The sequence below is a fragment of the Lysinibacillus sp. FSL L8-0312 genome, assembly GCF_038003285.1.
Classification (GTDB): Bacteria; Bacillota; Bacilli; order Bacillales_A; family Planococcaceae; genus Lysinibacillus; species Lysinibacillus fusiformis_D.
On the sequence record NZ_JBBOOV010000001.1, the window covers coordinates 2,867,460 to 2,889,364 of the forward strand.

28 protein-coding genes are annotated in these 21,905 nt (G+C 37.5%); 9 read left to right on the top strand and 19 right to left on the bottom strand.

Annotated elements, in window-relative coordinates:
• Positions 1 to 153: 153 nt before the first annotated feature.
• The 11 genes from MHI22_RS14430 to MHI22_RS14485 all read right to left on the bottom strand — a co-directional run bounded on the left by MHI22_RS14430 (position 154) and on the right by MHI22_RS14485 (position 9,245).
• Positions 154 to 1,707 carry a BCCT family transporter gene (locus MHI22_RS14430; protein WP_340812298.1) on the bottom strand — a complete coding sequence of 518 codons (1,554 nt, stop codon included), beginning with the start codon at positions 1,705 to 1,707 and terminating at the stop codon, positions 154 to 156.
• 117 nt (positions 1,708 to 1,824) lie between these two features.
• Positions 1,825 to 2,595: an alpha/beta hydrolase gene (locus MHI22_RS14435; RefSeq protein WP_036128638.1), complete on the bottom strand. Its 771-nt coding sequence runs from the start codon at positions 2,593 to 2,595 to the stop codon at positions 1,825 to 1,827.
• Positions 2,592 to 3,374: an ABC transporter ATP-binding protein gene (locus tag MHI22_RS14440; protein WP_036128674.1), complete on the bottom strand. Its 783-nt coding sequence runs from the start codon at positions 3,372 to 3,374 to the stop codon at positions 2,592 to 2,594. The genes MHI22_RS14435 and MHI22_RS14440 overlap by 4 nt, the downstream gene beginning before the upstream one ends.
• A 29-nt stretch (positions 3,375 to 3,403) precedes the next feature.
• Positions 3,404 to 4,399, bottom strand: coding sequence for a FecCD family ABC transporter permease (locus MHI22_RS14445; RefSeq protein WP_058843912.1), 996 nt, complete (start codon positions 4,397 to 4,399; stop codon positions 3,404 to 3,406).
• Positions 4,400 to 4,427: 28 nt separating this feature from the next.
• On the bottom strand, positions 4,428 to 5,435 hold the full coding sequence (locus tag MHI22_RS14450) for a FecCD family ABC transporter permease (protein WP_058843890.1): 1,008 nt from the start codon (positions 5,433 to 5,435) through the stop codon (positions 4,428 to 4,430).
• Positions 5,436 to 5,597: 162 nt separating this feature from the next.
• Positions 5,598 to 6,578 carry an ABC transporter substrate-binding protein gene (locus MHI22_RS14455; protein WP_058843889.1) on the bottom strand — a complete coding sequence of 327 codons (981 nt, stop codon included), beginning with the start codon at positions 6,576 to 6,578 and terminating at the stop codon, positions 5,598 to 5,600.
• Positions 6,579 to 6,781: 203 nt separating this feature from the next.
• Positions 6,782 to 7,612: a helix-turn-helix domain-containing protein gene (locus tag MHI22_RS14460; protein WP_058843888.1), complete on the bottom strand. Its 831-nt coding sequence runs from the start codon at positions 7,610 to 7,612 to the stop codon at positions 6,782 to 6,784.
• A 10-nt stretch (positions 7,613 to 7,622) separates the two neighbouring features.
• Positions 7,623 to 7,754: a hypothetical protein gene (locus MHI22_RS14465; RefSeq protein WP_255358797.1), complete on the bottom strand. Its 132-nt coding sequence runs from the start codon at positions 7,752 to 7,754 to the stop codon at positions 7,623 to 7,625.
• Positions 7,744 to 8,088, bottom strand: a complete 345-nt coding sequence (locus MHI22_RS14470) for a DinB family protein (protein WP_231745010.1) — start codon at positions 8,086 to 8,088, stop codon at positions 7,744 to 7,746. The genes MHI22_RS14465 and MHI22_RS14470 overlap by 11 nt, the downstream gene beginning before the upstream one ends.
• 18 nt (positions 8,089 to 8,106) lie before the next feature.
• Positions 8,107 to 8,676, bottom strand: a complete 570-nt coding sequence (locus MHI22_RS14475) for a nucleotidyltransferase family protein (RefSeq protein ID WP_058843887.1) — start codon at positions 8,674 to 8,676, stop codon at positions 8,107 to 8,109.
• A 203-nt stretch (positions 8,677 to 8,879) separates the two neighbouring features.
• On the bottom strand, positions 8,880 to 9,245 hold the full coding sequence (locus tag MHI22_RS14485; protein ID WP_036128648.1) for a nuclear transport factor 2 family protein: 366 nt from the start codon (positions 9,243 to 9,245) through the stop codon (positions 8,880 to 8,882).
• Between the two features lie 119 nt (positions 9,246 to 9,364).
• Between MHI22_RS14485 and MHI22_RS14490 the strand changes: the two genes are divergently transcribed.
• On the top strand, positions 9,365 to 9,856 hold the full coding sequence (locus tag MHI22_RS14490) for an SRPBCC family protein (protein ID WP_058843886.1): 492 nt from the start codon (positions 9,365 to 9,367) through the stop codon (positions 9,854 to 9,856).
• A gap of 25 nt (positions 9,857 to 9,881) precedes the next feature.
• On the opposite strand, the gene MHI22_RS14495 is transcribed toward MHI22_RS14490, so the two are convergent.
• The 3 genes from MHI22_RS14495 to MHI22_RS14505 form a co-directional block, all read right to left on the bottom strand.
• A complete protein-coding gene (locus MHI22_RS14495; RefSeq protein ID WP_058843885.1) occupies positions 9,882 to 10,637 on the bottom strand; it encodes a hypothetical protein in 756 nt (251 codons plus the stop codon).
• Between the two features lie 73 nt (positions 10,638 to 10,710).
• Complete coding sequence (abc-f, locus tag MHI22_RS14500) at positions 10,711 to 12,342, bottom strand: ribosomal protection-like ABC-F family protein (RefSeq protein WP_058843884.1); 1,632 nt, start codon at positions 12,340 to 12,342, stop codon at positions 10,711 to 10,713.
• Positions 12,343 to 12,686: 344 nt separating this feature from the next.
• A complete protein-coding gene (locus MHI22_RS14505; RefSeq protein WP_080717174.1) occupies positions 12,687 to 13,049 on the bottom strand; it encodes a hypothetical protein in 363 nt (120 codons plus the stop codon).
• A gap of 132 nt (positions 13,050 to 13,181) precedes the next feature.
• Between MHI22_RS14505 and MHI22_RS14510 the strand changes: the two genes are divergently transcribed.
• The 3 genes from MHI22_RS14510 (at position 13,182) to MHI22_RS14520 (ending at position 15,438) form a co-directional block, all read left to right on the top strand.
• Positions 13,182 to 14,039, top strand: a complete 858-nt coding sequence (locus MHI22_RS14510) for an endo alpha-1,4 polygalactosaminidase (RefSeq protein ID WP_340812307.1) — start codon at positions 13,182 to 13,184, stop codon at positions 14,037 to 14,039.
• A gap of 108 nt (positions 14,040 to 14,147) precedes the next feature.
• Positions 14,148 to 14,630, top strand: coding sequence for a DUF2243 domain-containing protein (locus MHI22_RS14515; RefSeq protein ID WP_369802743.1), 483 nt, complete (start codon positions 14,148 to 14,150; stop codon positions 14,628 to 14,630).
• A 13-nt stretch (positions 14,631 to 14,643) separates the two neighbouring features.
• Positions 14,644 to 15,438, top strand: coding sequence for a cytochrome c oxidase assembly protein (locus MHI22_RS14520; protein WP_058843881.1), 795 nt, complete (start codon positions 14,644 to 14,646; stop codon positions 15,436 to 15,438).
• A gap of 13 nt (positions 15,439 to 15,451) precedes the next feature.
• Here MHI22_RS14520 and MHI22_RS14525 read toward each other — a convergent pair whose 3' ends face one another.
• Both MHI22_RS14525 and MHI22_RS14530 read right to left on the bottom strand, forming a co-directional pair.
• A complete protein-coding gene (locus tag MHI22_RS14525) occupies positions 15,452 to 15,964 on the bottom strand; it encodes a DNA-deoxyinosine glycosylase (protein ID WP_036128664.1) in 513 nt (170 codons plus the stop codon).
• 18 nt (positions 15,965 to 15,982) lie between these two features.
• Positions 15,983 to 16,777: a DUF2268 domain-containing protein gene (locus MHI22_RS14530; protein ID WP_036128666.1), complete on the bottom strand. Its 795-nt coding sequence runs from the start codon at positions 16,775 to 16,777 to the stop codon at positions 15,983 to 15,985.
• Positions 16,778 to 16,882: 105 nt separating this feature from the next.
• Here MHI22_RS14530 and MHI22_RS14535 point away from each other — a divergent pair, with 105 nt between their 5' ends.
• On the top strand, positions 16,883 to 17,143 hold the full coding sequence (locus MHI22_RS14535) for a hypothetical protein (RefSeq protein WP_036128668.1): 261 nt from the start codon (positions 16,883 to 16,885) through the stop codon (positions 17,141 to 17,143).
• 65 nt (positions 17,144 to 17,208) lie between these two features.
• Here the strand turns inward: MHI22_RS14535 and MHI22_RS14540 are convergent, their stop codons facing one another.
• Entirely contained in the window at positions 17,209 to 17,946 is a 738-nt protein-coding gene (locus MHI22_RS14540; protein ID WP_036128670.1) for a polysaccharide deacetylase family protein, read from the bottom strand.
• A gap of 233 nt (positions 17,947 to 18,179) precedes the next feature.
• Here MHI22_RS14540 and MHI22_RS14545 point away from each other — a divergent pair, with 233 nt between their 5' ends.
• The 4 genes from MHI22_RS14545 to MHI22_RS14560 all read left to right on the top strand — a co-directional run bounded on the left by MHI22_RS14545 (position 18,180) and on the right by MHI22_RS14560 (position 20,226).
• Positions 18,180 to 18,320, top strand: a complete 141-nt coding sequence (locus MHI22_RS14545) for a hypothetical protein (RefSeq protein WP_197412997.1) — start codon at positions 18,180 to 18,182, stop codon at positions 18,318 to 18,320.
• Positions 18,321 to 18,494: 174 nt separating this feature from the next.
• Positions 18,495 to 18,797 (top strand): YunC family protein, encoded by a 303-nt coding sequence (locus tag MHI22_RS14550; RefSeq protein WP_036128672.1) that lies wholly within the window; start codon positions 18,495 to 18,497, stop codon positions 18,795 to 18,797.
• Positions 18,798 to 18,907: 110 nt separating this feature from the next.
• Positions 18,908 to 19,534 carry a DUF2238 domain-containing protein gene (locus tag MHI22_RS14555; RefSeq protein WP_036128680.1) on the top strand — a complete coding sequence of 209 codons (627 nt, stop codon included), beginning with the start codon at positions 18,908 to 18,910 and terminating at the stop codon, positions 19,532 to 19,534.
• 47 nt (positions 19,535 to 19,581) lie between these two features.
• Complete coding sequence (locus tag MHI22_RS14560; protein WP_101966885.1) at positions 19,582 to 20,226, top strand: SIMPL domain-containing protein; 645 nt, start codon at positions 19,582 to 19,584, stop codon at positions 20,224 to 20,226.
• Between the two features lie 42 nt (positions 20,227 to 20,268).
• Here MHI22_RS14560 and MHI22_RS14565 read toward each other — a convergent pair whose 3' ends face one another.
• Together MHI22_RS14565 and MHI22_RS14570 are read right to left on the bottom strand one after the other, a co-directional pair.
• A complete protein-coding gene (locus MHI22_RS14565) occupies positions 20,269 to 20,916 on the bottom strand; it encodes a uridine kinase family protein (RefSeq protein WP_036128684.1) in 648 nt (215 codons plus the stop codon).
• A 238-nt stretch (positions 20,917 to 21,154) separates the two neighbouring features.
• Complete coding sequence (locus tag MHI22_RS14570) at positions 21,155 to 21,802, bottom strand: TetR/AcrR family transcriptional regulator (protein ID WP_058843879.1); 648 nt, start codon at positions 21,800 to 21,802, stop codon at positions 21,155 to 21,157.
• Positions 21,803 to 21,905 lie beyond the last annotated feature (103 nt).

Sequence of the window (21,905 nt, forward strand, 5' to 3'; positions counted from 1 at the left end):
GTAGCATCAACTTATATATTCATTGGTGCATCCTTTATCTCTGCTAAAATTACCTTCATAGCTCAACAACTCTTCAATCACCTTTCTTCATATATTTAAACAAAAAGAAACCGTATTATGCACGAATACGGTTTACTGCTTTAATTTTTTTCTTTATTTTTTTGTTTCCTTTTCAATATGCTTTCTTGCTATTTTTAAACGTTGAATGTCCTTTTTCTTCAGAGGAATAACTTCATCCTTCATCATTTTAATGTATGAAAACATGAGTAACAGTAAAATCACGGTAAAGGGCAATGCGGCAATTAACGAGGCGGTTTGCAATGCTTCAAGCCCTCCTGTGTACAATAAAACACCTGAAATTGCAGCCATTAAAATACCCCATACTAGCTTCGATAATATTGTCGGATTTAAAGAACCTTTTGTTGTCATACTTGCCATAATGAATGTGGCGGAATCGGCAGAGGTAATTAAAAATATAACGATTAACAGTATTCCAATTACAGAGGCAAGCGTTGAAACTGGCAAGTGTTCTAACAACTGGAATAGGGCAACAGTTACATCATTATGAACAGATTGAGCGATTTCTGCATCTTGATGTAAATCAAACCACATAGCTGTTCCACCGAATGTGGCAATCCAAAAGCAAGCAATAATAGGCGGAATAATTAATACCCCTATAATGAATTCTCGAATGGTTCTCCCCTTGGATACACGAGCAATAAAGGAGCCAACAAAGGGTGACCAAGCGATTGCCCATGCCCAGTAAAAGATTGTCCAATCCTTCACCCAAGTTCCCCCAACATATGGCTGCATTCTTAAACTGTATTGAATAAAGTTAGAAATGTAATCACCTATCGCTAATGTAAACGTCTCAAGTATGAAAATCGTTGGACCTGTAATAAAAACGAATAACAGTAAGACAATCGCTAAGGTCATATTGACATTACTCAGAATCTTCATGCCCTTTTGAAGTCCTGTCGTTGCAGACAACATATAGCCAATAAACATGATAAGAATAATGGCTACTTGCAAGATAAATGTATCCGGCAAACCAAAGACGAAAGTCAAACCTCCGTTCGTTTGTAGCACGCCAAGCCCTATGGATGTGGCTACCCCCATAACTGTAGCAATGACCGCAAGAATATCGATCGTTCCTTTAACAACTCGATTTGTTCCCGTTATAGGCTCTAAAGCGGTAGAGATGAGCATATTTCTTTTTTTATTGAATTGAACATAGGCCATAACAAGCCCCAATATGGCATAAACAGACCATTGGCTTAATCCCCAATGAAAGAAGGAATAACCCATTGCCAATCTGGCTGCATCCGTTGAAAGAGGTTCTGTGTCACTAAAGGGTGGTGAAAAGTAATGACTCATAGGCTCAGCCACGCCCCAAAAAACCAGTCCGACACCTAGTCCAGCTGAAAAGAGCATGGAAATCCATGTTAGAAAACTAAATTCTGGACGACCATCTTCAGATCCTAAGCGAATGGTGCCATATTTGCTAATCGCCAAGCTAAATAGAAAAATAACGATAATAAAGACTGCCATTAAATAAAACCAACCAAAATAATCCGTTGTCATATGAAATACGCTGTTTGCTACGTTCTTAAATTTTTCCGGTATCGTTGCTCCGATAATGACTAAGAGTAAAATTGCCCCACTAGAAATAAGAAATACTGGGTTCTTTAAAATTTTATTTTGCATACAGCGCCTCCATTTATCCCAGACAGATGACCAAATTTCCTTTATTATGCGTACAATTCAAGTATTTTATTAATGAAAAAAGAAACCGCATTATCAAAAGACAATGCGGTCTACCTATTATTGTGTTTTCTGCATAAAACGAATTGCTCTACTCATAACAGTTGGTACGATAGAGGCATGATTTTCATCTAAGGCCTCATAAAAATCAACTTCCATTATTTTTTCTAACACCGTTGCCATTTGTCGTGCATCATCCACCATAAAGGTTTCAAGTTCACCTGCGCTAATAAACAATGTTTCATTCATATCTTGATGCTCGTTCAAAAATACTGACGCACATTGTACTAATTCGTGCTCATTCCACCAAATAGAAGGGCTAATAGCTAGATAGCGTTGGAAGCTAGATTGATGGTGAAATAGTTGCCAAAGCGTAAAATAACCGCCTAAGGAGTGACCAAATAATGCTTGCTGAGTTTTATTTACTGGATAATGAGCCTCAATTATTGGCTTTAACTCTTCCTCTATAAAGCGGCTAAAATCTACTGCTCCTCCAAGCTTTTCATGACCTTTTCCTTTAAATCGTGCGGGATAGATATACGTCTCTGCTGGCGCTGTAAAATCGTAAAACCTTCTTTCACGCATATCATCACCATGTTCAATGCCCACAACAATGGCTGGTTGAACTCCTGTTTTCGGTGCATTACGACTTTGTAGACGCACGGCTTCCTTTACAAGATTAAAATAAGATGAGCCATCTAGTACATACAACACTGGAAAACCTTCTTCTGGTGCTTCCTCATTTGGTACAAAGATATTAATCGTATACGTATAATCTGTCAATTTTGAAGTTATTTGTTGTGTAGCATACTCTATTTTAGCTGTACTCATTTGTTGTCCTCCTTCAAAATGTCATAGCCATAGCACACAGGTGTATTCGTTACAGGATCTTCCATAATGCGAGCATCAATATTAAATACTTTGCGCATCACCTCTGCACTTAAAATTTCCTGTGGCGTTCCAGATTGCATAATAACACCTTTGCGCATCGCAATAAGATGATCTGAATATCTGGCAGCGTGGTTAATATCATGTAGAACCATCACAATTGTACAGTTGTGCTGCTCATTTAAACTTTTGACAATATCCAATACTTCTAACTGATGTGCCATATCTAAATAAGTAGTAGGTTCGTCCAACAACAAAATATTTGTTTCTTGTGCTAATGCCATCGCTAGCCATACACGCTGACGCTGTCCCCCAGAAAGCTGTGCAAGCTCCCGATTGCGATACTCCATCGTATTCGTGACCGTTAACGCCCACTCAATCATTTCCTCATCCTTATTCGTTAAACGATTGACGTTGTTTCGATGTGGATAGCGACCATACGCAATTAACTCCTCCACTTTTAACTGACCTGGAGCAACAGGTGTTTGAGATAATATGGCTAATTTCTTGGCTATATCTTTCGTCGATAAATTTTGCATGTTTTGCTCCTGCAAATAAACCGTCCCTTGTTGCTTTTTTAAAATACGTCCAATCGTCTTAAGGAGGGTTGATTTACCGCAGCCATTCGGGCCAATGATTGTTGTCACTTTGCCCTCCTCTATCGTTAAATTTAATCCCTCAAAGACACGAACCTGCTCATAACCAGAAGCCAAGTTTTCCATTCTAAATGCAGTTTGCACATCTTTTCCTCCTATGCCTTAGATTTCACCAGTAAATACAAGAAATATGGAATCCCAATAATTGAAACAACAATTCCAACAGCTAGCTCCGATGGTGCAAATACGGTTTTGCCGATAAAATCAGCTAAAATTAACAAACCTGCACCAATTAACGCACTCACGGGCATGACATAACGATGCTGAATACCAACAAGTTGCTTCGCAATATGTGGTGCCATTAAACCGATGAAACCAATACTTCCTGATACGGATACACAAGCACTAACAAGACCGACACTGGCTAATAAAAGCTTCATTTTCTCCTTTTCAACCGCAATCCCTAAACTCGTGATGCTATCCTCTTCAAGCTGAAAATAATCCAGTAAATACGATTTCCTATGCACATAAATGCCTAAGATGACAAGCCAAGGAATCATCGTTAGTACAAAAATCCAATTCGCATTATAAATTGAACCTGCCATCCAAATGGCTGCTGATTCAAAATCTTGTGCACTCATTTTTAAGGATAAGAACAGGGATAAAGCTCCGAACCCACTGTTAATGGCTATACCCGTTAATATTAATCGTTGCATATCGAGATGACCATTTTTCAAAGCAAAAGAAAAAATCAGGATAGCCGCAATCGTTCCACCGATAAAACCGAACAATGGCATCATTAAAATAGACAGCCAGCTGCTCATATCTGCACTCACTAGCTTTAATTGAAAGAAGAACATAAATATGACGACTGCCGCACCTGCTCCTGCATTTATCCCTAAAATACCTGGGTCTGCTAGTCCATTACGTGTAATACCTTGTAAAACTACTCCTGCCATTCCTAAGCCAATGCCAACGAGTCCGGCAATGACGATTCGAGGTAAGCGAAATTCAAAAATAACAAGGTCAAATTTAGAATTTGGCTCAATACGCAATAGTGTTTTGATAACATCCATTACAGACATATCGAAAACACCATTTGTAATATGTAGATAGCTCGCAACTAAAATCAGTAAAACAAGCATCGACATAGTCAAAAAGAATACACTTGAGGTATTTTTACGCACGTTTTTCACCTCCGTGCTTACGAACTAGATATAAGAAGAATGGTACACCAACCAATGCTGTTAGGACACCAATTGGCGTTTCAAATGGATAATTGACAACACGACTTAAAACGTCACAGAGCGCTAAGAAAAAGGCACCAATGACAGCCGCGCAAGGAATAATATAGCGATAATCAACACCAACAAGGAAGCGTGTAATATGTGGTATGACTAACCCTACAAAGGCAATTTTTCCTACTAGGGCTACTGCTGTCCCTGTCAAACATACTACAGCTAGCATGCTAATAATACGCACTGCTTTTGTTTTCTGCCCTAGTCCCATGGCAATATCTTCACCTAGTGAAGTAATGGTAATTGCTTTTGCAGATAATAGAGCCAAGACTAATCCTGTCAAACCAAACGGAATAGAAAGGACGAGCATATCCATATCTACCATATGTACCTTTGTGTTATACCAAGCACTTACTGTTTGTGATACTTGGAAATACATAGCAATCGCTGTAGCAATACTACTTAAAAATGTACCAATGACCGTTCCTATAATGGCTAGCCTTACTGGTGATAGACCATTGCGAATTAACGAGCCAAAACCAAAGACAATCCCTGCCCCTAATGCAGAGCCTAGCATTGACAATAAAATCATTTGATAATTTGGTAGCCCTGGAAAAAAGACGATAGCTAATGTGATGACAAATGCAGAGCCATCATTGACCCCCATTAACGAAGGAGATGCTAAATAATTTCGTGTAATCCCCTGCATGACTGCTCCAGCTACTGCTAAAAATCCTCCAACTAGCAATACAGCGGCTACTCTAGGAATACGTCCTGTCCGTATAATTTGATGATCAACATTAGATGGATCGAATGCTGTCATTGACTGCCACACTGTCATTGCACTAATATCTTTAGTTCCATACAGAACGGAAACGAGTGCTATAAGGGCAATCAGGAAAGGAGATACCGCTAATATTGAAAATGACACGATGTTTGTTTTTTTCAACTTTCACACCTTTTTCTTTATCCATTTCGCGAAACACAATGTCGATTACTCAGGTGATATACCCTTTGGAAAACAACTACCTTCAATGAAAAAATACGATATCTTACAAAAGGCTGGTAATAGCCCGGTGATATCACCAAATCTACTACCAGCCTGTTTATCTTATTTAAGTAATTTTTCAGCTGCGGCATCTAAAAATTTCACCTTAGACCAAGCAGTACCACCTTGTGCTAATGGCTCAATTGTGTTGACGAAAACTTGATTATTTTGTGCTGCCTTTAAGCTAGTGAAAATTGGATTCTTTTGTAACTCCTCTAACGCTTTTGGAGAATCCGTATTTTCTGATTCCTCAAATTGAAGGAAAATGGCATCTGGGTTTACTTGCGCTAATGTTTCAAGTGATAATTCAGCTTGTGCTTTTGCAGTTGTTAAAATTTCTGGAACTGGTGCTCCTAAATCTTCATATAGTACAGGGTTTAAATACACACCTGCTGGATAGATGTACATTACGCCACCGCGAACACGAATGATTAACACTTGCTTATCTGCTAATTGCTCTTTGGATTTCACTTGTGCATCAGCAACTTTTGCTTCATAGTCTGAGATGATTTTCTTAGCATCCTCTTCTTTATCAGCTAACTGTGCAAGCAATGTTAAATTTTCCTTCCAGTTTGTTGAAATATGTGAGTATGGAATCATTGTTTGAATTTTATTCAACTTTTCAGCCGTTTCTTCAGGGAATTTCGAAGTACCCACGATTACATCAGGGTCCAGATTAAGAATGGCTTCTGCATTTGGCTCCATTTTATTTCCTACAAGTGTAGCACCTTCAAAATCTGATGCTAGATAAGCAGGAATTTTGCCACCAACTTCAAGTACACCGGCTGGCTTAATACCAAGCATTGCAGCATCTTCCATAGATTCAAGACTTGCAGCGATAATATTGTTCACTTCTGCTGGAAGCTCATATTTCTCACCTAAGTACGTGATTGTCTGTGTTTTAGATTGTTCAGTTTGTGATTCCGTTGCACTTGTTTCTGCTGTATTAGTAGTTGACGTAGACTCCTCTGCCTTATCTGTTCCACATGCAGCCAAAGATAATGCTAAAAGTGCTGGAGCACACATTTTAAAATATTTATTCATAGATATTCTCTCCTAACGAGCTCATATTGATAATGATAATCGTTTTCATATGTATGTCAATACATAATTGATACTCATTATCATTTACGGATACTATCCTAACAAAGTGAAAAAAGATTGTGAATGGACGATTTCGAAAATGACATGGATTTTTGCCGATTTCATCAAAAAAAAACTGCTTCTTTTTTATGAAGAAACAGTTTTTATATATAGTTAGCTTCCTCCATTTTTTCCTTTCGGTATGCTGAAGGTGACAAGCCCGTACATTTTTTAAAAACTCGGCTGAAATAAAAACAATCTACATATCCGACACATTCAGCTACTTCTGCTACAGGAATCACATCATACTCGAGCAATTCCTTTGCACGTCGTATACGATATTCTGTTATATATGTGCTCGGATTCATGCCTGTATGCTGCTCAAACAAATAAGCAAAGCGGCGACGCTCAATACCAAATTCCTTAGAAATATTTGATACGGAAAGTTGCTCCACATAATTTTCATGTATATACTGTAATGCCTGTTCCATTAACTCACTGGCACTATCTAGAACCTTCATTTTTGCCGCTAAAAGAATATTCTCCAGCAAATTCATAAATAAAGTCTTAGACTTAAATATAGCCATATTCCCCGGAAAGGAATAGCTTTCTATCAATTGCTGAACATGACTAATAATTTGCGTATTAAACCCTGTATTAATTAAAAAATGTTGCTCTGAAAGTGGAAAAAGAGCTACTTCCTCTGTTGGTAGACTGTAGTGAACGACTGCATACTCCCAACCCTTGTGGCCCGTCGCTTTCACTTCGATTGGCATTTGAGGCCCTGCGTGGACAATCATTCCAGGCTCCATCACATAGGGAGTTCCATTAAAGCTAAAGATTGCACTACCTGCAAGGGGAACAACTAATCCACACTTTTCTGGTGCTGTTGTTCTGCCTCTATCAACTTCACCAGGTTCCATTTTTTTAGTAAACACATCTGTAAATTTTACAGAAGCATGTGCAAAATAATCAATTAAATATTTGATATCCATAGGCAAACTCCTATACCTGTATAGCTTTCTGAAGCTGTGAAAAATGATGTACATCGTGATTGATTAATCCTACAAAATAGTCCACAATTGTCAGCTCCGACTGCCCAATTGTAAACGACTGCTGCCATTGCTCATCTGTCAATTGTTGTATGGCCTGAAGTAAAGGACTCCTCGTGGAAAATAAAATCTGTCAATGTTGCAAGCATAGGCTGTTCACGACTTTTTTTAGCTGCCATCTTATTCAACTGTGCTGCATCAGGTCCTGTTGGTAAAGGTTCCTCTGTAAAAAGAAAAGGAAGTCGATGATTCAAGACAAATTCATCCCATGACGGAAGATGTCCGATGACCTCAGCAACTGACCATTTTTCAGGTTCGATCGCCATACGCCATTGATTCTCCGATAGTCTCCTCAAATCATTTATCCAGTCAATTGATCTTTCATCATGTTTGATGATATAGATTTTATCTCGTTGCAATGGACTCCCCTCCTTTTTTTACTGAAGATTAATTTCTAATTTTGGCCAACTTACATGCCATTTCTTTTGAAGAATTCTTTGGCGATAAATTGTATAACAATCCTTATTTTCGAGGAAGAATGGTGTCGGCTCTACAATGACAGCTCCTAAATGCCTAATGCCATATGGTGCAGCAATTTCTAGTGAATCATCTATTAATTTTATCCCAATTGCCGTTGGGATTTCAGGAAAATGAGCGATTCCATCGACAGCAGATTGATACGGCTTACTACCATTTAGCACATGCATTCTTGCCTGATTTTTCACAGACCACGGCTCATTTGGAGATATCTTTCTAAGTTTCTGTTCATACTGTTTTTCTATGTCTTCTGCTAAATTGATTTTATCAAAATATATCACATCAATATCAGCAATTGGTGTTCTTTCTTCTTTTTCATGAAGATAATCCCATACCATGGAACGAATGACCCCAGCACATACCCACCAATCGGGGAGTTGCAATGTATTGATTGTTGATAAAATATTCATCATCCAATCATCTGCTACTATTAAATTTCTTAGTTCTTCCTCCGTTTGTAGTAATCTCACTTCATTAGCCTCCAATTTATATACCACAGTTATATAAGGGCTGTTCAGCTCACATGTGTCCTCATCTTTGGAAGCTGTACAGGTGCATTTATTGGCTCCCAGTTAGGTTTCCTAGCACTGCCAAATATTCCGTTAAAAGTAGCTAAAATACTACTAACACTCATTATTTCATTGTTGTTTGTCCAAGTCGCATTGAAAATAATTTAATAGGCACCACTCAAATGTTCATGAATTAACTTCCATTCATCGTTCACCCAAGTAAAAATATTTGTTGCTCTACCACTACCTGATACAAATTTTTCGTTATGATAACCTTCATAGTGATATGTATAAAGACAGGTAGCCGTCTTTTCATCAATTGTTAACCATTTTACATTACTAGCCGAGTAAACCTCTTCTTTAATGACATGCCACGCATGCTTGAAGTATGCCTCAATCTCTTCTATAGTTGTGCATGTTTTATCAGAAAACCAATAAACCGCTTGTGGATGCAAAATTGCCTTTACTTCTTTAAAATCATGCGTATTTGTTGCTTGTATATAACGTTCTAATGCCTGTTGATGTGTCATTATTTCTCCCCTTTTTTAACAATATTATCCTAAAATTTCATGATTGTCGTGTGATTTTTTGCTCTAACAGCCTATAATGAAGATAAAACTCTAAAGGCGAAGAATTGAGGAGGAAGCTGATGTTAGCAACTATTGAAAAACAATCTAATCGTCATGTCGTAAAGTACAAACGACCGTTACCACATTCAGTAAACGCCGTTTGGGAAGTGATTACTACCAATGAAAAATTGCAAAAATGGATGAGTAATCTTGAAATCATTGATCTACGTAAGAATGGTAAAATGCGTTTTAATATGAACGATGGAACAAATACCTATGAGGAAATAGCTATAACAGATTATATAGAGAAAAAGGTACTCGAATTTGATTGGGGAACAGATTCAGTGAGATTTGAATTGTCTTCTACAGACAATGGCTCATTATTGCTTTTTGCAGAGACTTTGCACGAGCTAACGCAGCACACTTCAAGGGATTTAGCAGGGTGGCATATATGTCTTGATCTGTTAACAGATTTGTTGGATGGCATTGAACATCATAGCTTTCCAATGGAGGAGTGGCAACAACGATTCAACGAATACAAAGAACTGCTGGATAGCTATAAAAAATCCTAGAGTAACCATTACTCTAGGATCACTATTATGGATAAAAGGCAGTGGCTATTTCCAATGCTTTTAAAGGATCTTTGATCGAATCGAGTGTGTAGACAAGCTTTTCATCCTGCCACACGATTAAATTGCCTGATTGATAAACATCCAGCTGAGCCATGCCATATTGCTTAGGAATAGGCAGCATATGACTCTCTAAATATTCTACTGCCTGCTTAGCAAGTTTTACTCCTGCTTCAGGATTATCAGTTCGTGTATGCGAGGCAATGGACCATCGTCCCTCATTCCAACCAGTCCATAATGAGCCAGCACCCGCATCTTGATAACCTTTTATATTATACCCAAGGTCAATTTCTTGCCCACCATTTTGACTAAAGTTATCAAATGCAATCTGTGTGCTTGCCCCTTCTGCGCTTTTATATTGTTTGACCAACAATCTTCCAATGACAGTCGCTGAATTCTTTAATCGAATATCATTAATTGGCATATTCTCTTTGCTTTCATAAAAGATAATTTCAACTAGGTCATCATCAGTCCTTGTTGTAGCTGTTAAAAAGCTTCCTTTAGCAATGGGTAAAGCGGTTGGCATTTTTATTGGTACATTCACATGTATTTGCTCCTTTATTTGTTGAAGAGCCTCAGTCTGTGTCATCGATGTATCAGTATTAGATTGTCTTACAGATGTATCGTTCTTATTGTCATGTGCTTGATGATTAGTAGCTTGATCAGCACAAGCACCTGCTATAGTCATACTTAACAACAAAAAGAGAAATATTATTTTTTTCATCGCTTAAACCTCCATTTACCAGTTTACCTATAATCCATATTTTTCCCTGGCAACAGTTTATTTAAACGCTTAGCTATTTAAGCTCATTGATTTGCTTCGTCAGCTCGTTAAACTTTTGGTCAAGCATTGGGTAATCCTTATCCTTAGCTGTCAAAAAGCTCAGTTTACCTAATATCTCTTGTCGTTCTGTTTCAAGCTTTAAACGAAGTGCGACTGTGTCGTCTACTTGCTTCGGAGCATCTTTTCTCCATTTTTTCTTGATGTGCTGATTGTCAATCTCCCAAACGCTATTCGTTACTTTTTCTAGAAAGTATCGATCATGAGAGACGACAAGTAATGTCCCATTATATTGCGCAAGTGTTCGCTCTAACTGTTCACGCGAAGGTAGGTCAAGATGATTCGTTGGTTCATCTAAAAGAAGAACGTTTTTGTCCTCTAAAATATAAGCCATCAGTTTACACTTGACACGCTCGCCCATGCTCATCTTGCCTATAGCAGATGTCCAATGTGTTGGTGTAAATCCTAGATTCTTCATCAGATTGCGGACTTTCCCACGCTCTTCAAATGTTTCTTGATAAAAATATTGCTCTGGTGTCTGATCTAGTGGTAAATCAAATACTTCCTGTGTTAAATAACCTATGGTTGCTGCAGGGGATAGCCACACCTCTCCCTCAGCTTCTAGCTTCCCTAAAAGAACTTTTAAAAAGCTTGTTTTTCCGCTACCATTCTTTCCTGTAATAGCAATTTTATCTCCAAATTGAGCAGTGATGCTGACATCTTTCAATAACGTACGATCACCAAAAGATAAAGATAAATGCTTGCTCTCCAATAATCGCTTGCCAACACGTTGATTCGTGTTTAAAGAAAAACGAATGTCTGCTTCAGGCTCCACCGCTTCCACCCTTGCCTTCGCAAGCTCTGCCTCTAATCGCCTCTTCTTAGATTTCACTTGTGCGTCTAGCCGCTTTGCCTTCACACGATGATACTCCTTAAAGCCTTCTAGTTTTGTTGACTGTGCATGACCCTTTTGTGACCAAGATGTGAGTTCCTGCATTTGGGCCTCAATCCGATCAATGTTTTTTTGCTGTTTCTCGTAGGCACGTTGCTGCGTCAATCTTCGGTGCTCTCTTTCAGCCATATAGCTTGTATAATTGCCATAATGTTCAATTAAGCTCTGTTCCTCAATAGACCAAATTTTTGTAGCAACCCTATCTAAAAAATAACGGTCATGTGAGACCACAATAATCGTTCCCTTATAGTTTTGTACTTGTTTTATAAGAAAAGCGGTACTTTGCTCATCTAAATGATTCGTCGGTTCATCAAGCAATAGAATTTGAGCATTCTGAGCAAAACCTTCTGCAAGACGCATTTTAAGTTTCTCTCCACCGCTTAAAGCTGCAAATGATCTATTGGGTACCTGCCATTTTGCCAGCAAATCAGCCTCTCTTGCAGATATTGCTGGTTTGTCAAAATGAGCTAGCTCCTGTTCAACGATTGTGATTTTTACAGCTGATAACCCTTGTATTACTCCCGCAGTTGGCAATAATGCACCTTGAATCAACTGTAACAATGTCGATTTCCCAGCACCATTTCTTCCAATAATGCCGATAACCTCACCTTGTTTTACGGTGCCTGTCACATGTTCAAATAGTAAAGTATCCTTTATTTCATAACGTACATCCTGTAATTTTAAAAGTTCCTTCATACTATCCACCCTCTCCAGTTGGAGGGACAAAAAAAATCCCTCCAATTATTTTGGAAGGATTAGTCGCTACAATATCATGCACAAATAAGCTATTGTAATAGCTATATTTATCACTCCAAAAGCAAGTTTTGGATGAGCTAAATATTAGCAACTATGGGCCAATATTTAGCTATTATTATGGAAAATGGGCAGACTAATCCTATTTTTGTTTTTCGTGAAATATAAATTTCATGTGCAAAAAATAAGATTAGTTATTCATTAGCCACCCATCTTCCCTTCATTTTTAGTTACCGTCATTGTAACACCTTTTATTAAAAAATAAAAATCTCTACTCTAGAGTAGGTTTATCTAAAACATTCATAGGAGCGAATTTGATTTCTTGAAATGGTACGGAAATACCAGCCATATCTGCGGCTCCAGCGGAAACCCGCAATGATTTCCCTTCCTATAGCAGTTGGGAAAAACCAAAAACTCCGACCAGTGTTCATCCAAATATACGTATTTCTAAACAAACAAGAACGTATACCACTTGATCCTACTCGCCATGCAGGAATCGGTGGCGAAAAACCTGGTGGTGTGCTCATGGGCATTTGTCCTGCCGGAGGAGGTCCGAAATGAGTTGGCCCAAATGACGTTGTTTCAAAATCATCATAATCTCCCCAGCCAGGTCTTCTAAAATTATCTTCTCTAAATGGATTATTGTACACACAAACCCTCCTTTTACATTACTCAATATATGTAAAAGGGCGATTAACCGTTGAGCCATTGCCCATCTATCGAAGGTAATCCGTTACCTATTAATGTATAATGAAAGGGATATTTTTCTAAAAGGAGTCCTTATGAGAAAATTACTGTTACTCTTACTAGCCATTCTTATCGCAGGAAGTATGTGGTTGCTACTTGCTCAAAATCCAGTATCTTCTTCCACTAGTATCCAAGCAAAAATTGCTGACGTGAAAGATTACAAATACTACTTAGATAAAGGCAATGCTGCCATTGGTAAGGACATGACTAAGCTTGATCTAGTGATTGTAGAACCTATTGAAATGCAGCAGAAGTATATTGACAGTGCCCAAAAAAGCGGTACTTTAGTGTATGGCTATATTAATGCAATGGAGGCAGATAAATGGAACAAAGCCCTCTACCATCAATTAAACGAAGAAGACTTTTATCGAAATAAACAAGGTGAAAAAGTGTATTTTGCTGAATGGGATTCCTATTTAATGGATATGACTTCGAGTCATTATCAAGAACTTTTACTAACGGAAATCCAGAAGCAAATTGTACAGAAAGGCTTAGACGGTGTGTTTTTAGATACGGTTGGTAATATTAATTCTTATTTACCCCAAGACGAGCAAACATGGCAAAATGAAGCCATGTTATCATTTCTCCAACAAATTAAAAAACACAATCCTGAACTATCTGTTGCTCAGAATTGGGGGTTTCAAACACTAGCTGATTATACAGCACCCTATGTTGACTTTATTATGTGGGAAGACTTTTCTTACCCAGTGGTAGGAAAAGACGAATGGTCACTCGATATGATGCAAAAACTCGTCCATATACGAGATGAATTTGGTACACAGGTTATGGCAATTAGTTTTGAAGATGCAACAAAAAGTCGTGCATTAGCTGAGAAGTTTGATTTTAAATTCTTTTATAGCCCTGCTGGTTCAGACTATAACACCTGGCAGTGACGATATCCCCCCACAAAAAGACTACTGTTTTTGTGGGGGATATTTTGTTTAAGTGCTCACCTCATGGGTAGACTAAAAGAAATTCAGCTTGAGGTGATATGATTGGGTATGACAAAGATGTACGAGGAACAAAATCATAAACACGAAAACCGCTTTCAATATAAACAACGTAATATGTGGACAGGCATATTATTCGGCCTTGGGGTTGTGGCATTTATAGATGAGGTCATTTTCCATCAATTATTACATTGGCATCATTTTTATGATAAATCTACAGCTGCTATTGGGTTAGTGTCAGATGGTTTATTTCATGCATTCAGCTTTTTCGCGACGATTGGTTCTGCTTTTTTATTGGCTGACCTACATAGAAAGCATGGATTTTGGCTAAAAAGATGGCTTGGTGGTATTTTTCTAGGAGCTGGCATATTTCAATTATACGACGGGATTATTCAACATAAATTCATGAAACTGCATCAAATTCGTTATCATGTTGATATTCTCCCATATGATGTGGTTTGGAACATATTAGCGGCTCTATTAATTGTTATTGGTGTGGTCTTGTTACTCCAAACCAATCAAAAGGGACGTTAGGAGGTTGCCCGTTTTGCATTCTGCTCATGCTCAAAGCTTTCCCATTATAGTACAGCTACTAATAGCTTTACCATTTTTTATAGCCATTATTTTTTATATCGTAGCTGTCATTGTTTCGAATCAACATAAAAAACAATGGCCGCATTTTCGTACTATCTGTTGGCTTGTGGGAAATGTAAGTGCCATCGTGACACTAATCGGTCCATTGGCTTCTCTTAGTCATGTCCACTTCGCAGCACATATGATAGGGCATCTATTGCTTGGCATGCTTGCCCCCCTACTTATGGCATTAGCAGCTCCCATGGCACTCCTTTTAAGGACATTATCAGTGAACACGGCTCGTACTCTTTCTCGTACAATGAGGAATCCTTATGTTCGTTTTATTTCTCACCCAATTAATGCGTCTATTTTAAATGTAGGTGGCTTATGGTTACTCTATACGACATCACTTTTCAATCTTATGCATGAACATATACTTCTATATATTTTCATTCACCTTCACATTTTTCTAGCAGGCTATGTATTTACCATTGCCTTTATTTATATTGATCCTACACCCCATCCATACCCTTATGTCTTTCGATCACTTATATTAGTAGTAGCACTAGCAGCTCATTCTATATTGGCAAAATATATTTATGCAAATCCTCCTCAGTATGTACCTGTCACACAGGCAGAGCTAGGTGCCAAGATCATGTACTATGGTGGCGATGCAATTGAAATCATCCTTGTTTATATCCTTTTTTATCAATGGTTTAAAAGCACAAGAAATGCTATTCACACAAAGACAACCATTTCATCACGCTAATTCTACCTCTGACTTAAGAGGATAAATAGGATTGAATAATCCGCCAGTCCTCTAGCTTTTCAGCAAAAGATTTTATATTTTTTCCTGGGATCGGACTGGTTGATGGCATTTTTTTATAAGCACGTTCTTCTAAAAGCTCTAGACCTATATGCTTTTTAAAAACCTCAAATGCTTTCGCTCCATTAAAGAGTACTAACTGGATATTAGGATATTCTTCAAATAAGGTTTGAAAATCATTTGGTTTTTCATTGCGAATTGCTGCGTCTAAGCTTCCTTCACGCTCACAAGTTTCAATCGTGTCCCAAAGACCGATTGCATTGTGTTTTAACAATGCGATTCTCTTTACATAATCGTCAGGAACCTCCGTCTCTAACAGCTCACTCATAATGGGCCAAAAGTGATTGCGTGGATTGCCATAATACTGTTGCTTTTCTAATGATTGCTTTCCTGGCATTGAGCCTACAATGAGCACCTTTGTTGCTGAATCTACGACTGGTAATAATACATTTTTTATTTCACTGGACACAACAATCACTCCTTTCCTCTATTGTAGCGGAAAATCTGAACCAGCAAGTATATCTTTGCTTGACGTAAATAGGAGATGTCGGGATGAATGCTTCTTACTATACGACTGAACAATTTTATAGCCTATACAGTAGCCTATCCAAGGTGGCAGCTCACCACCGTATAAAAACGGCCTATGCTTTTCTACCCCTTCAACCTGTAAATTCTGCAAAAAATGACTTTTCCATAAAACTAAAAGCTCTGTAGCTGAATATTTTTTTAACCATGGTGCAAGCCACTTTTCTCCGTATAAATCTTTCACTGCACTTTCTGCTAAGCCCTCTAAAATAAGAGCATCCAACAAAGTCATCTCATCGAGGGATTTTTTTAAATTGTGTAAACGGCAGACATGATTATATTCATGTGCGAACAATGCTTGCAGTTCCTGTGTCTCTACTTCTCCAATAAATAAAAAAAGAGCCTGAGGATAAGCCACACCGTTTTTATTGGTCATCGTTTGCTGTTGGGTAATTGGGAAAATATAAATCGGTATAGTCGGACCATTCCATTTCTTTTGCAAGTATATAAATTCTTGCTGTACGCAATCCCACACATTATGCTGCTTTAATTGCTCTACATCGACTGTCTCATCTGGTAGAAAAAGTCCCTGTTGCTGTAAAGAATAGTGTATTTCTTCTGACAAGCCGTCTTGAAATAATTCGACTAAATGATCACAAAGAATGGAGCATTGCAAACTATGTAACTCATCTTTTTTTGTGGATTTTCTGGCATAAACAAATTCATCTAACCACTTATCTGTTGGCACAACTGCCATGTCATCACCTCTTCTCAGCATATGTCGTGAATAGACAATCGGCTAGTGATAAATGCTTCGGATCGCATATATTAGCTTGTAATGACATCGAAAGGAGGGATGATATTGAATCCAGCTGATGCTTATAATCTTTGCTGTAAATATCATGGCAAACGCGTTCGAATCTCGGATTCATCTGGTAGGGTACATGTTGGGGAAATCACTAAGGTAGACAGAAGACAGGTATGGATTCTACCTGATAGAAGACATAGTGGTTATGGTTTAGGTTTTTGGGGATTTGGAGGATTTGGTGGGGAAGGTTTTGGCTATGGAATTGCTTTAGGAACAATCTTAGGGATTGCACTAGCTCCAATCATATTCTTCTAACTCAAACTTTTAATATATGTGAAAAATAAGCCATTTCAAACCTTGTTGAGATGGCTCATTTTTCATTATTGAACTTGCTCCTGTTGCTGTTGTTTACTTTCAATCATCTCGGATATTGTGACAAATGTGTAGCCCTGTTTTTTTAATGCAGGGAGGATTTCTTCTAATGCCTTAATGGTTTGTGTACGATTCCCACCACCATCATGAAATAAAATGACATCTCCAGGCCTCGTTCCCTTCATCACCTTTTGCACAATTTTCTTTACACCAGGCTCTTTCCAATCTTGCGTATCCTGATGCCAAGACCACATCACAACCTTGTAGCCATCCTTTACAGCAGCATTAATCATAGCATCCGTATAATTTCCACCTACAGGACGGAATAAAACTGGGGAAAAACCAGTAATACTATAAATCGTGTCATTTGTCTTTTGAAGCTCCTCTTGCAATTTTTTGATGGAAACTTTAAACGGATGTGTATACGTATGATTGGCTAATTCATGGCCTTCTGTATAAGAACGTAAAACAAGCTCTGGATATTTTTCTGCATTCTTTCCAATAATAAAAAAGGTTGCTTTGGCATCATATTTTGCTAATAAATCAAGCACTGCCGCAGTGTACTTGGGATGTGGGCCATCATCAAAGGTGAGGGCGACAATTTTATCCTCTGTGTTGATATCCCATACCACTTCTCCTGTTTCCTCATAATAAGGGCGACCCTTATCAGCATAGCCTTTCTCTCCTAAAAATCCCGAGATGATTAAAAAGCAAACTGTAAAAACCAATACATGTATACGTGTCATAGCATCACCTCCCAAGTCCGAATTCACAGAACTCCGTCAACTTACTATTTACGAATTGCAATGAAATATACTTATGAAGGATTGTCTGTTTTCTCCTTTTAATTATTTCATAACAATTTTGAACGATATGTGAAAAACAAGGGTTAGTGCTTTATTTTTTCTTTATTGATGTAAAATAAAATTATAAGTGATATATAACAAGTCGATAAATATACACTATGTTGTGTAACACAATGGAAGGGATGACATATATGTGGGTTATTACAGTATTTGAAGAAAACACTTATCGAATGTTTGAATATCGTTCTAAAAGTGAGGCAACAACTGCATTACATATATTTAAACAAACTGCTCTGCTTTCCTATACAAGGTAAAGAGATACAAGGAATCTATTCATCAGGAGTAGATTCCCTTTTTAATTGCCTCCATTAACTTCATCCATCATCTCATTCGTTTTCAGCATTATTCATCTGATGACTTTTTTCAAGGAAATGTTGAACACCTTGCTAGTCATCACCATATGTATATAGAGAAAAGGAGTGATTTCGATGGTGACAATTGAACCTATTATGATTAAAGGGCATTTCTTCACTGCAGTAGTTGTTCAATTACCTAAAACAACGCTACTGACCATTTCTAATACGACAGGCTACATTATGTGTGGAGCTTTAGATGTTGGCCTATTAAATAGTCGCTTAGTTGATCGAAAAATCGTTGCTGGTCGTGCAGTAGGTGTTAAAACAATTGATGAGCTATTAACAGCCCCATTAGAATCGGTAACGTATGAAGCAGAACAACTTGGCATTACTGAAGGAATGACTGGCGTAGAGGCACTTTTAAAAATGATCTAATTGGCTATAAAAAAGCGTCAACTAGACGCTTTTCTTTTTTGTTTGCCAACCGATAGTTGAATAAGCAAATATCCCCTTCCACATACTGTGGGACAAAGGGAGTTGTTGTTATGAATAATGGTCAACATTTTAAGATACACCTAACCTTACTTGCTATCGTCTTAATTGTATTTACCTGGTCAGTCATTAAACCATCCTCCTATTTAGATTGGCTGGCTGAGGTTAGCCCAGGGGTTGTGGCAATAACAGTCGTAGTTTGTATCTATCATAAATTTCGCTTCACCACATTTTCTTATATCATCATTGCCCTATTGTCGATCCTTACTTTTATAGGTGGACATTATACCTATTCAGAGGTTCCTCTTTTTAATTGGCTAAAAGAAGAATTTCATTTCCAACGCAATCACTATGATCGTTTCGGTCATTTTTTAAAAGGTTTATTAGCCATCGTGATAAGGGAAATATTACTTCGAAAGACGCAGCTTACTAAAGGAGCTTGGCTAACAGGTATTACAATTAGTATTTTGCTCGCAATTGCTGCTTTTTATGAAATCATCGAATGGTTAAGTACAAGAATCTCGAAGGGCAGTAAAGGGACGAAAGATTTTTTAGGCATGCAGGGAGATCGCTGGGATGCACAATGGGACATGTTTTTAGCCTTGTTGGGAACTATTTTAACTTTACTTTTCTTCACAAAGCTTCATGATAAATATTTAAAAAGACTAAACAAGGAATAAATTTCTTTGCATAGCATTATTATATACCTTACGAAAGGTGGTTTTGTATGTACTATGCACAAGTCAATCAACAAGTACCCCATCTATCACGCGTTATTACGGTAACTGGCAATGGCCAGGTAATGGCTACTCCAAGCTCTGTACAAATACAAATAGAAGTCCAAACACAAGGCAATAATGTACAAGGCCCTCAGCAGGAAAATGCAAGGATCATGAATCAAGTCATTCAGTCACTAGTAGCCCTCGGTATTCCAAGAGAACAAATACAAACAGCTAGTTATACGGTTACACCACAGTATCATTTTGAAGAGGGCAAACAAATTTTTAATGGCTATGAAGTGGTCAATGCCATTACCGTCAATGTATCAAACATCGATAATTTGGGCTTAGTCATTGATACAGCCATAGAAAATGGAGCAAATCGTATTGCCAACATTCAGTTCAAATTGGACCATACAGACGCTTACTATCAGCAAGCATTAAATTTTGCTCTTCAGAATGCACAGCTGAAGGCGAAAACAATAGCAGAAACCATGCACCTTCCTTTACAGCCACTCCCTATAGAAATTGTGGAAGAGCAAGCTAACACACCGATCCTTTACCGCTCTATGGCTGTTTCCTCAGGAGTTACGCCTATAGAACAGGGACAAATTGCTATTGATGCTACTGTCCGCGTAAAATTCCAATACTAAAGACAGGCGCCTTCCACTAATTGATTAGTAGAAGGCTCTCATTTATTTTACAAGTGTATTTTTTTCAATAAGGATTTCATCATCCTCTGTTTTAATAACCATATCAAAATGTTGGCAATATGGATGCATAAATAATTCATATTGAATACGTCGTTCATCATGTGATTGTTTTAAATAATTTATATCTGTCCCTCTATCAAGTACATCACGATCTGATCTTCGCTTAAGCTCTGTAGCCCCATCTGTATAAAAATAAATTTTGAAATCCAATAACTCTGGATCTATAAATGCTACACTCATTCCTTCTACTATCGTGATCTGTTTTTTTGAAGAAATTAATGTGCTTTTCATATAATGTGTACCGATTGTCAATAAATCCAGCCCTGCTCTTATCATCTGAACATCTCTTTCCAATGAAGGAAGGTGATGGGCAGCGGGATGACAAGCGGTCATTTTAAAACGATGATTTACATTTTGATATGTATAATTAATCATTGTCTGTTTGCGAATATCTGAACTAACAATATAAGGATCAGTATTCAAATAATTCACTTCAGCTTGATTTAAAACTTTTAAAAGCTTTTCAGCAAATGTTGTTTTTCCTGCAGCTCCATGACCTGAAATGCCAATAATAATCCTTTTATCAGCAAATCTGATCGATTCCAATATTTCTTGAAAAATCTTCTCCATAGTATTGTTGTCCTCCCTAATTAAAAAGGTATGATGGAAAATTTGCACCATACTCGCTGTACTTTAAAAATAATAACAAACAGTTACAATACATAGAAGTTCGTTTTCCAAATTTTTATGCGTTAACTCCATATCATTTCTAGCTTCGATCTAATAAAAACAATTTGACAGGTTGTCAGTCAATAATTATAATAAAAGCATCTTAATTGATATTGATTATCATTTAAGATGCTTTCACTCAATAATTAAATTTAACTTTCACAGTTTGTCTTAGGAGGGATAAATCAAATTTTCCATGAGGGACTCCGAATAAATGTTCGAACGTAGATTGAATGGCTTTAATTCTAGCAATACGTTCATCTTTATTCCATTTAAATAACGATGAATCTACCCAATGGTGGATTGTCGATAGGAAAAATTCTGCCACTAGCGTTGGATTTTCAATGTGAAAGAGCCCCTCTTTATTGCCTTGTATATTTAAATCTGTTAGCAGTGGCGTAAACTGACAAATGGTTTGTACATGTAATATTTGACGCAGAGTAGCATTACTATCATGTTGTAAATATTTAAAGATTTCGACATGGCCTGTTGGATCATCAAGCTCATAAACAAAAATCCATGCAATTTTCTCATACGCCGTAAGTGTCTCATTATAGATGACTTCTGTAAATTCTTGCTTTATTCCTTTAAGTTGCCTATCAATTAATGCATTTGCCAATGCTTCTTTGGATTTAAAGTAATAGTACAGCGTTCCCTGTGCTACTCCCATCCTTTTAGTTATATCAGTAGTTGAGGTTTTTTCATAACCTTTTTCACTAAAAAGAGACTCTGCTGTATCTAAAATCTCATTTCGTCGTTCTGATGCACTTTTTGTTACTCTAATCATTTTCTGAACTACCCCCTTTTTTCATTTAAGCATTTGACTAATAACTAGTCAAATGATCAGAGTGAGAAGAAATATTGTGAAACATTATTGAGTGACTGTCAGT

Excerpts from the sequence above, each read along its gene's own strand:
- MHI22_RS14495 (WP_058843885.1), bottom strand. The coding sequence starts at position 10,637 with ATGAAAAAAATAATATTTCTCTTTTTGTTGTTAAGTATGACTATAGCA.
- MHI22_RS14570 (WP_058843879.1), bottom strand. The coding sequence starts at position 21,802 with ATGATTAGAGTAACAAAAAGTGCATCAGAACGACGAAATGAGATTTTA.
- MHI22_RS14565 (WP_036128684.1), bottom strand. The coding sequence starts at position 20,916 with ATGGAGAAGATTTTTCAAGAAATATTGGAATCGATCAGATTTGCTGAT.
- MHI22_RS14485 (WP_036128648.1), bottom strand. The coding sequence starts at position 9,245 with ATGACACATCAACAGGCATTAGAACGTTATATACAAGCAACAAATACG.
- MHI22_RS14510 (WP_340812307.1), top strand. The coding sequence starts at position 13,182 with ATGAGAAAATTACTGTTACTCTTACTAGCCATTCTTATCGCAGGAAGT.
- MHI22_RS14440 (WP_036128674.1), bottom strand. The coding sequence starts at position 3,374 with ATGGAAAACTTGGCTTCTGGTTATGAGCAGGTTCGTGTCTTTGAGGGA.
- abc-f (WP_058843884.1), bottom strand. The coding sequence starts at position 12,342 with ATGAAGGAACTTTTAAAATTACAGGATGTACGTTATGAAATAAAGGAT.
- MHI22_RS14455 (WP_058843889.1), bottom strand. The coding sequence starts at position 6,578 with ATGAATAAATATTTTAAAATGTGTGCTCCAGCACTTTTAGCATTATCT.
- MHI22_RS14545 (WP_197412997.1), top strand. The coding sequence starts at position 18,180 with ATGGAAGGGATGACATATATGTGGGTTATTACAGTATTTGAAGAAAAC.
- MHI22_RS14445 (WP_058843912.1), bottom strand. The coding sequence starts at position 4,399 with ATGTCGATGCTTGTTTTACTGATTTTAGTTGCGAGCTATCTACATATT.
- MHI22_RS14515 (WP_369802743.1), top strand. The coding sequence starts at position 14,148 with ATGACAAAGATGTACGAGGAACAAAATCATAAACACGAAAACCGCTTT.
- MHI22_RS14555 (WP_036128680.1), top strand. The coding sequence starts at position 18,908 with ATGAATAATGGTCAACATTTTAAGATACACCTAACCTTACTTGCTATC.
- MHI22_RS14530 (WP_036128666.1), bottom strand. The coding sequence starts at position 16,777 with ATGGCAGTTGTGCCAACAGATAAGTGGTTAGATGAATTTGTTTATGCC.
- MHI22_RS14560 (WP_101966885.1), top strand. The coding sequence starts at position 19,582 with ATGTACTATGCACAAGTCAATCAACAAGTACCCCATCTATCACGCGTT.
- MHI22_RS14430 (WP_340812298.1), bottom strand. The coding sequence starts at position 1,707 with ATGCAAAATAAAATTTTAAAGAACCCAGTATTTCTTATTTCTAGTGGG.
- MHI22_RS14540 (WP_036128670.1), bottom strand. The coding sequence starts at position 17,946 with ATGACACGTATACATGTATTGGTTTTTACAGTTTGCTTTTTAATCATC.
- MHI22_RS14460 (WP_058843888.1), bottom strand. The coding sequence starts at position 7,612 with ATGGATATCAAATATTTAATTGATTATTTTGCACATGCTTCTGTAAAA.
- MHI22_RS14490 (WP_058843886.1), top strand. The coding sequence starts at position 9,365 with ATGTTAGCAACTATTGAAAAACAATCTAATCGTCATGTCGTAAAGTAC.
- MHI22_RS14550 (WP_036128672.1), top strand. The coding sequence starts at position 18,495 with ATGGTGACAATTGAACCTATTATGATTAAAGGGCATTTCTTCACTGCA.
- MHI22_RS14435 (WP_036128638.1), bottom strand. The coding sequence starts at position 2,595 with ATGAGTACAGCTAAAATAGAGTATGCTACACAACAAATAACTTCAAAA.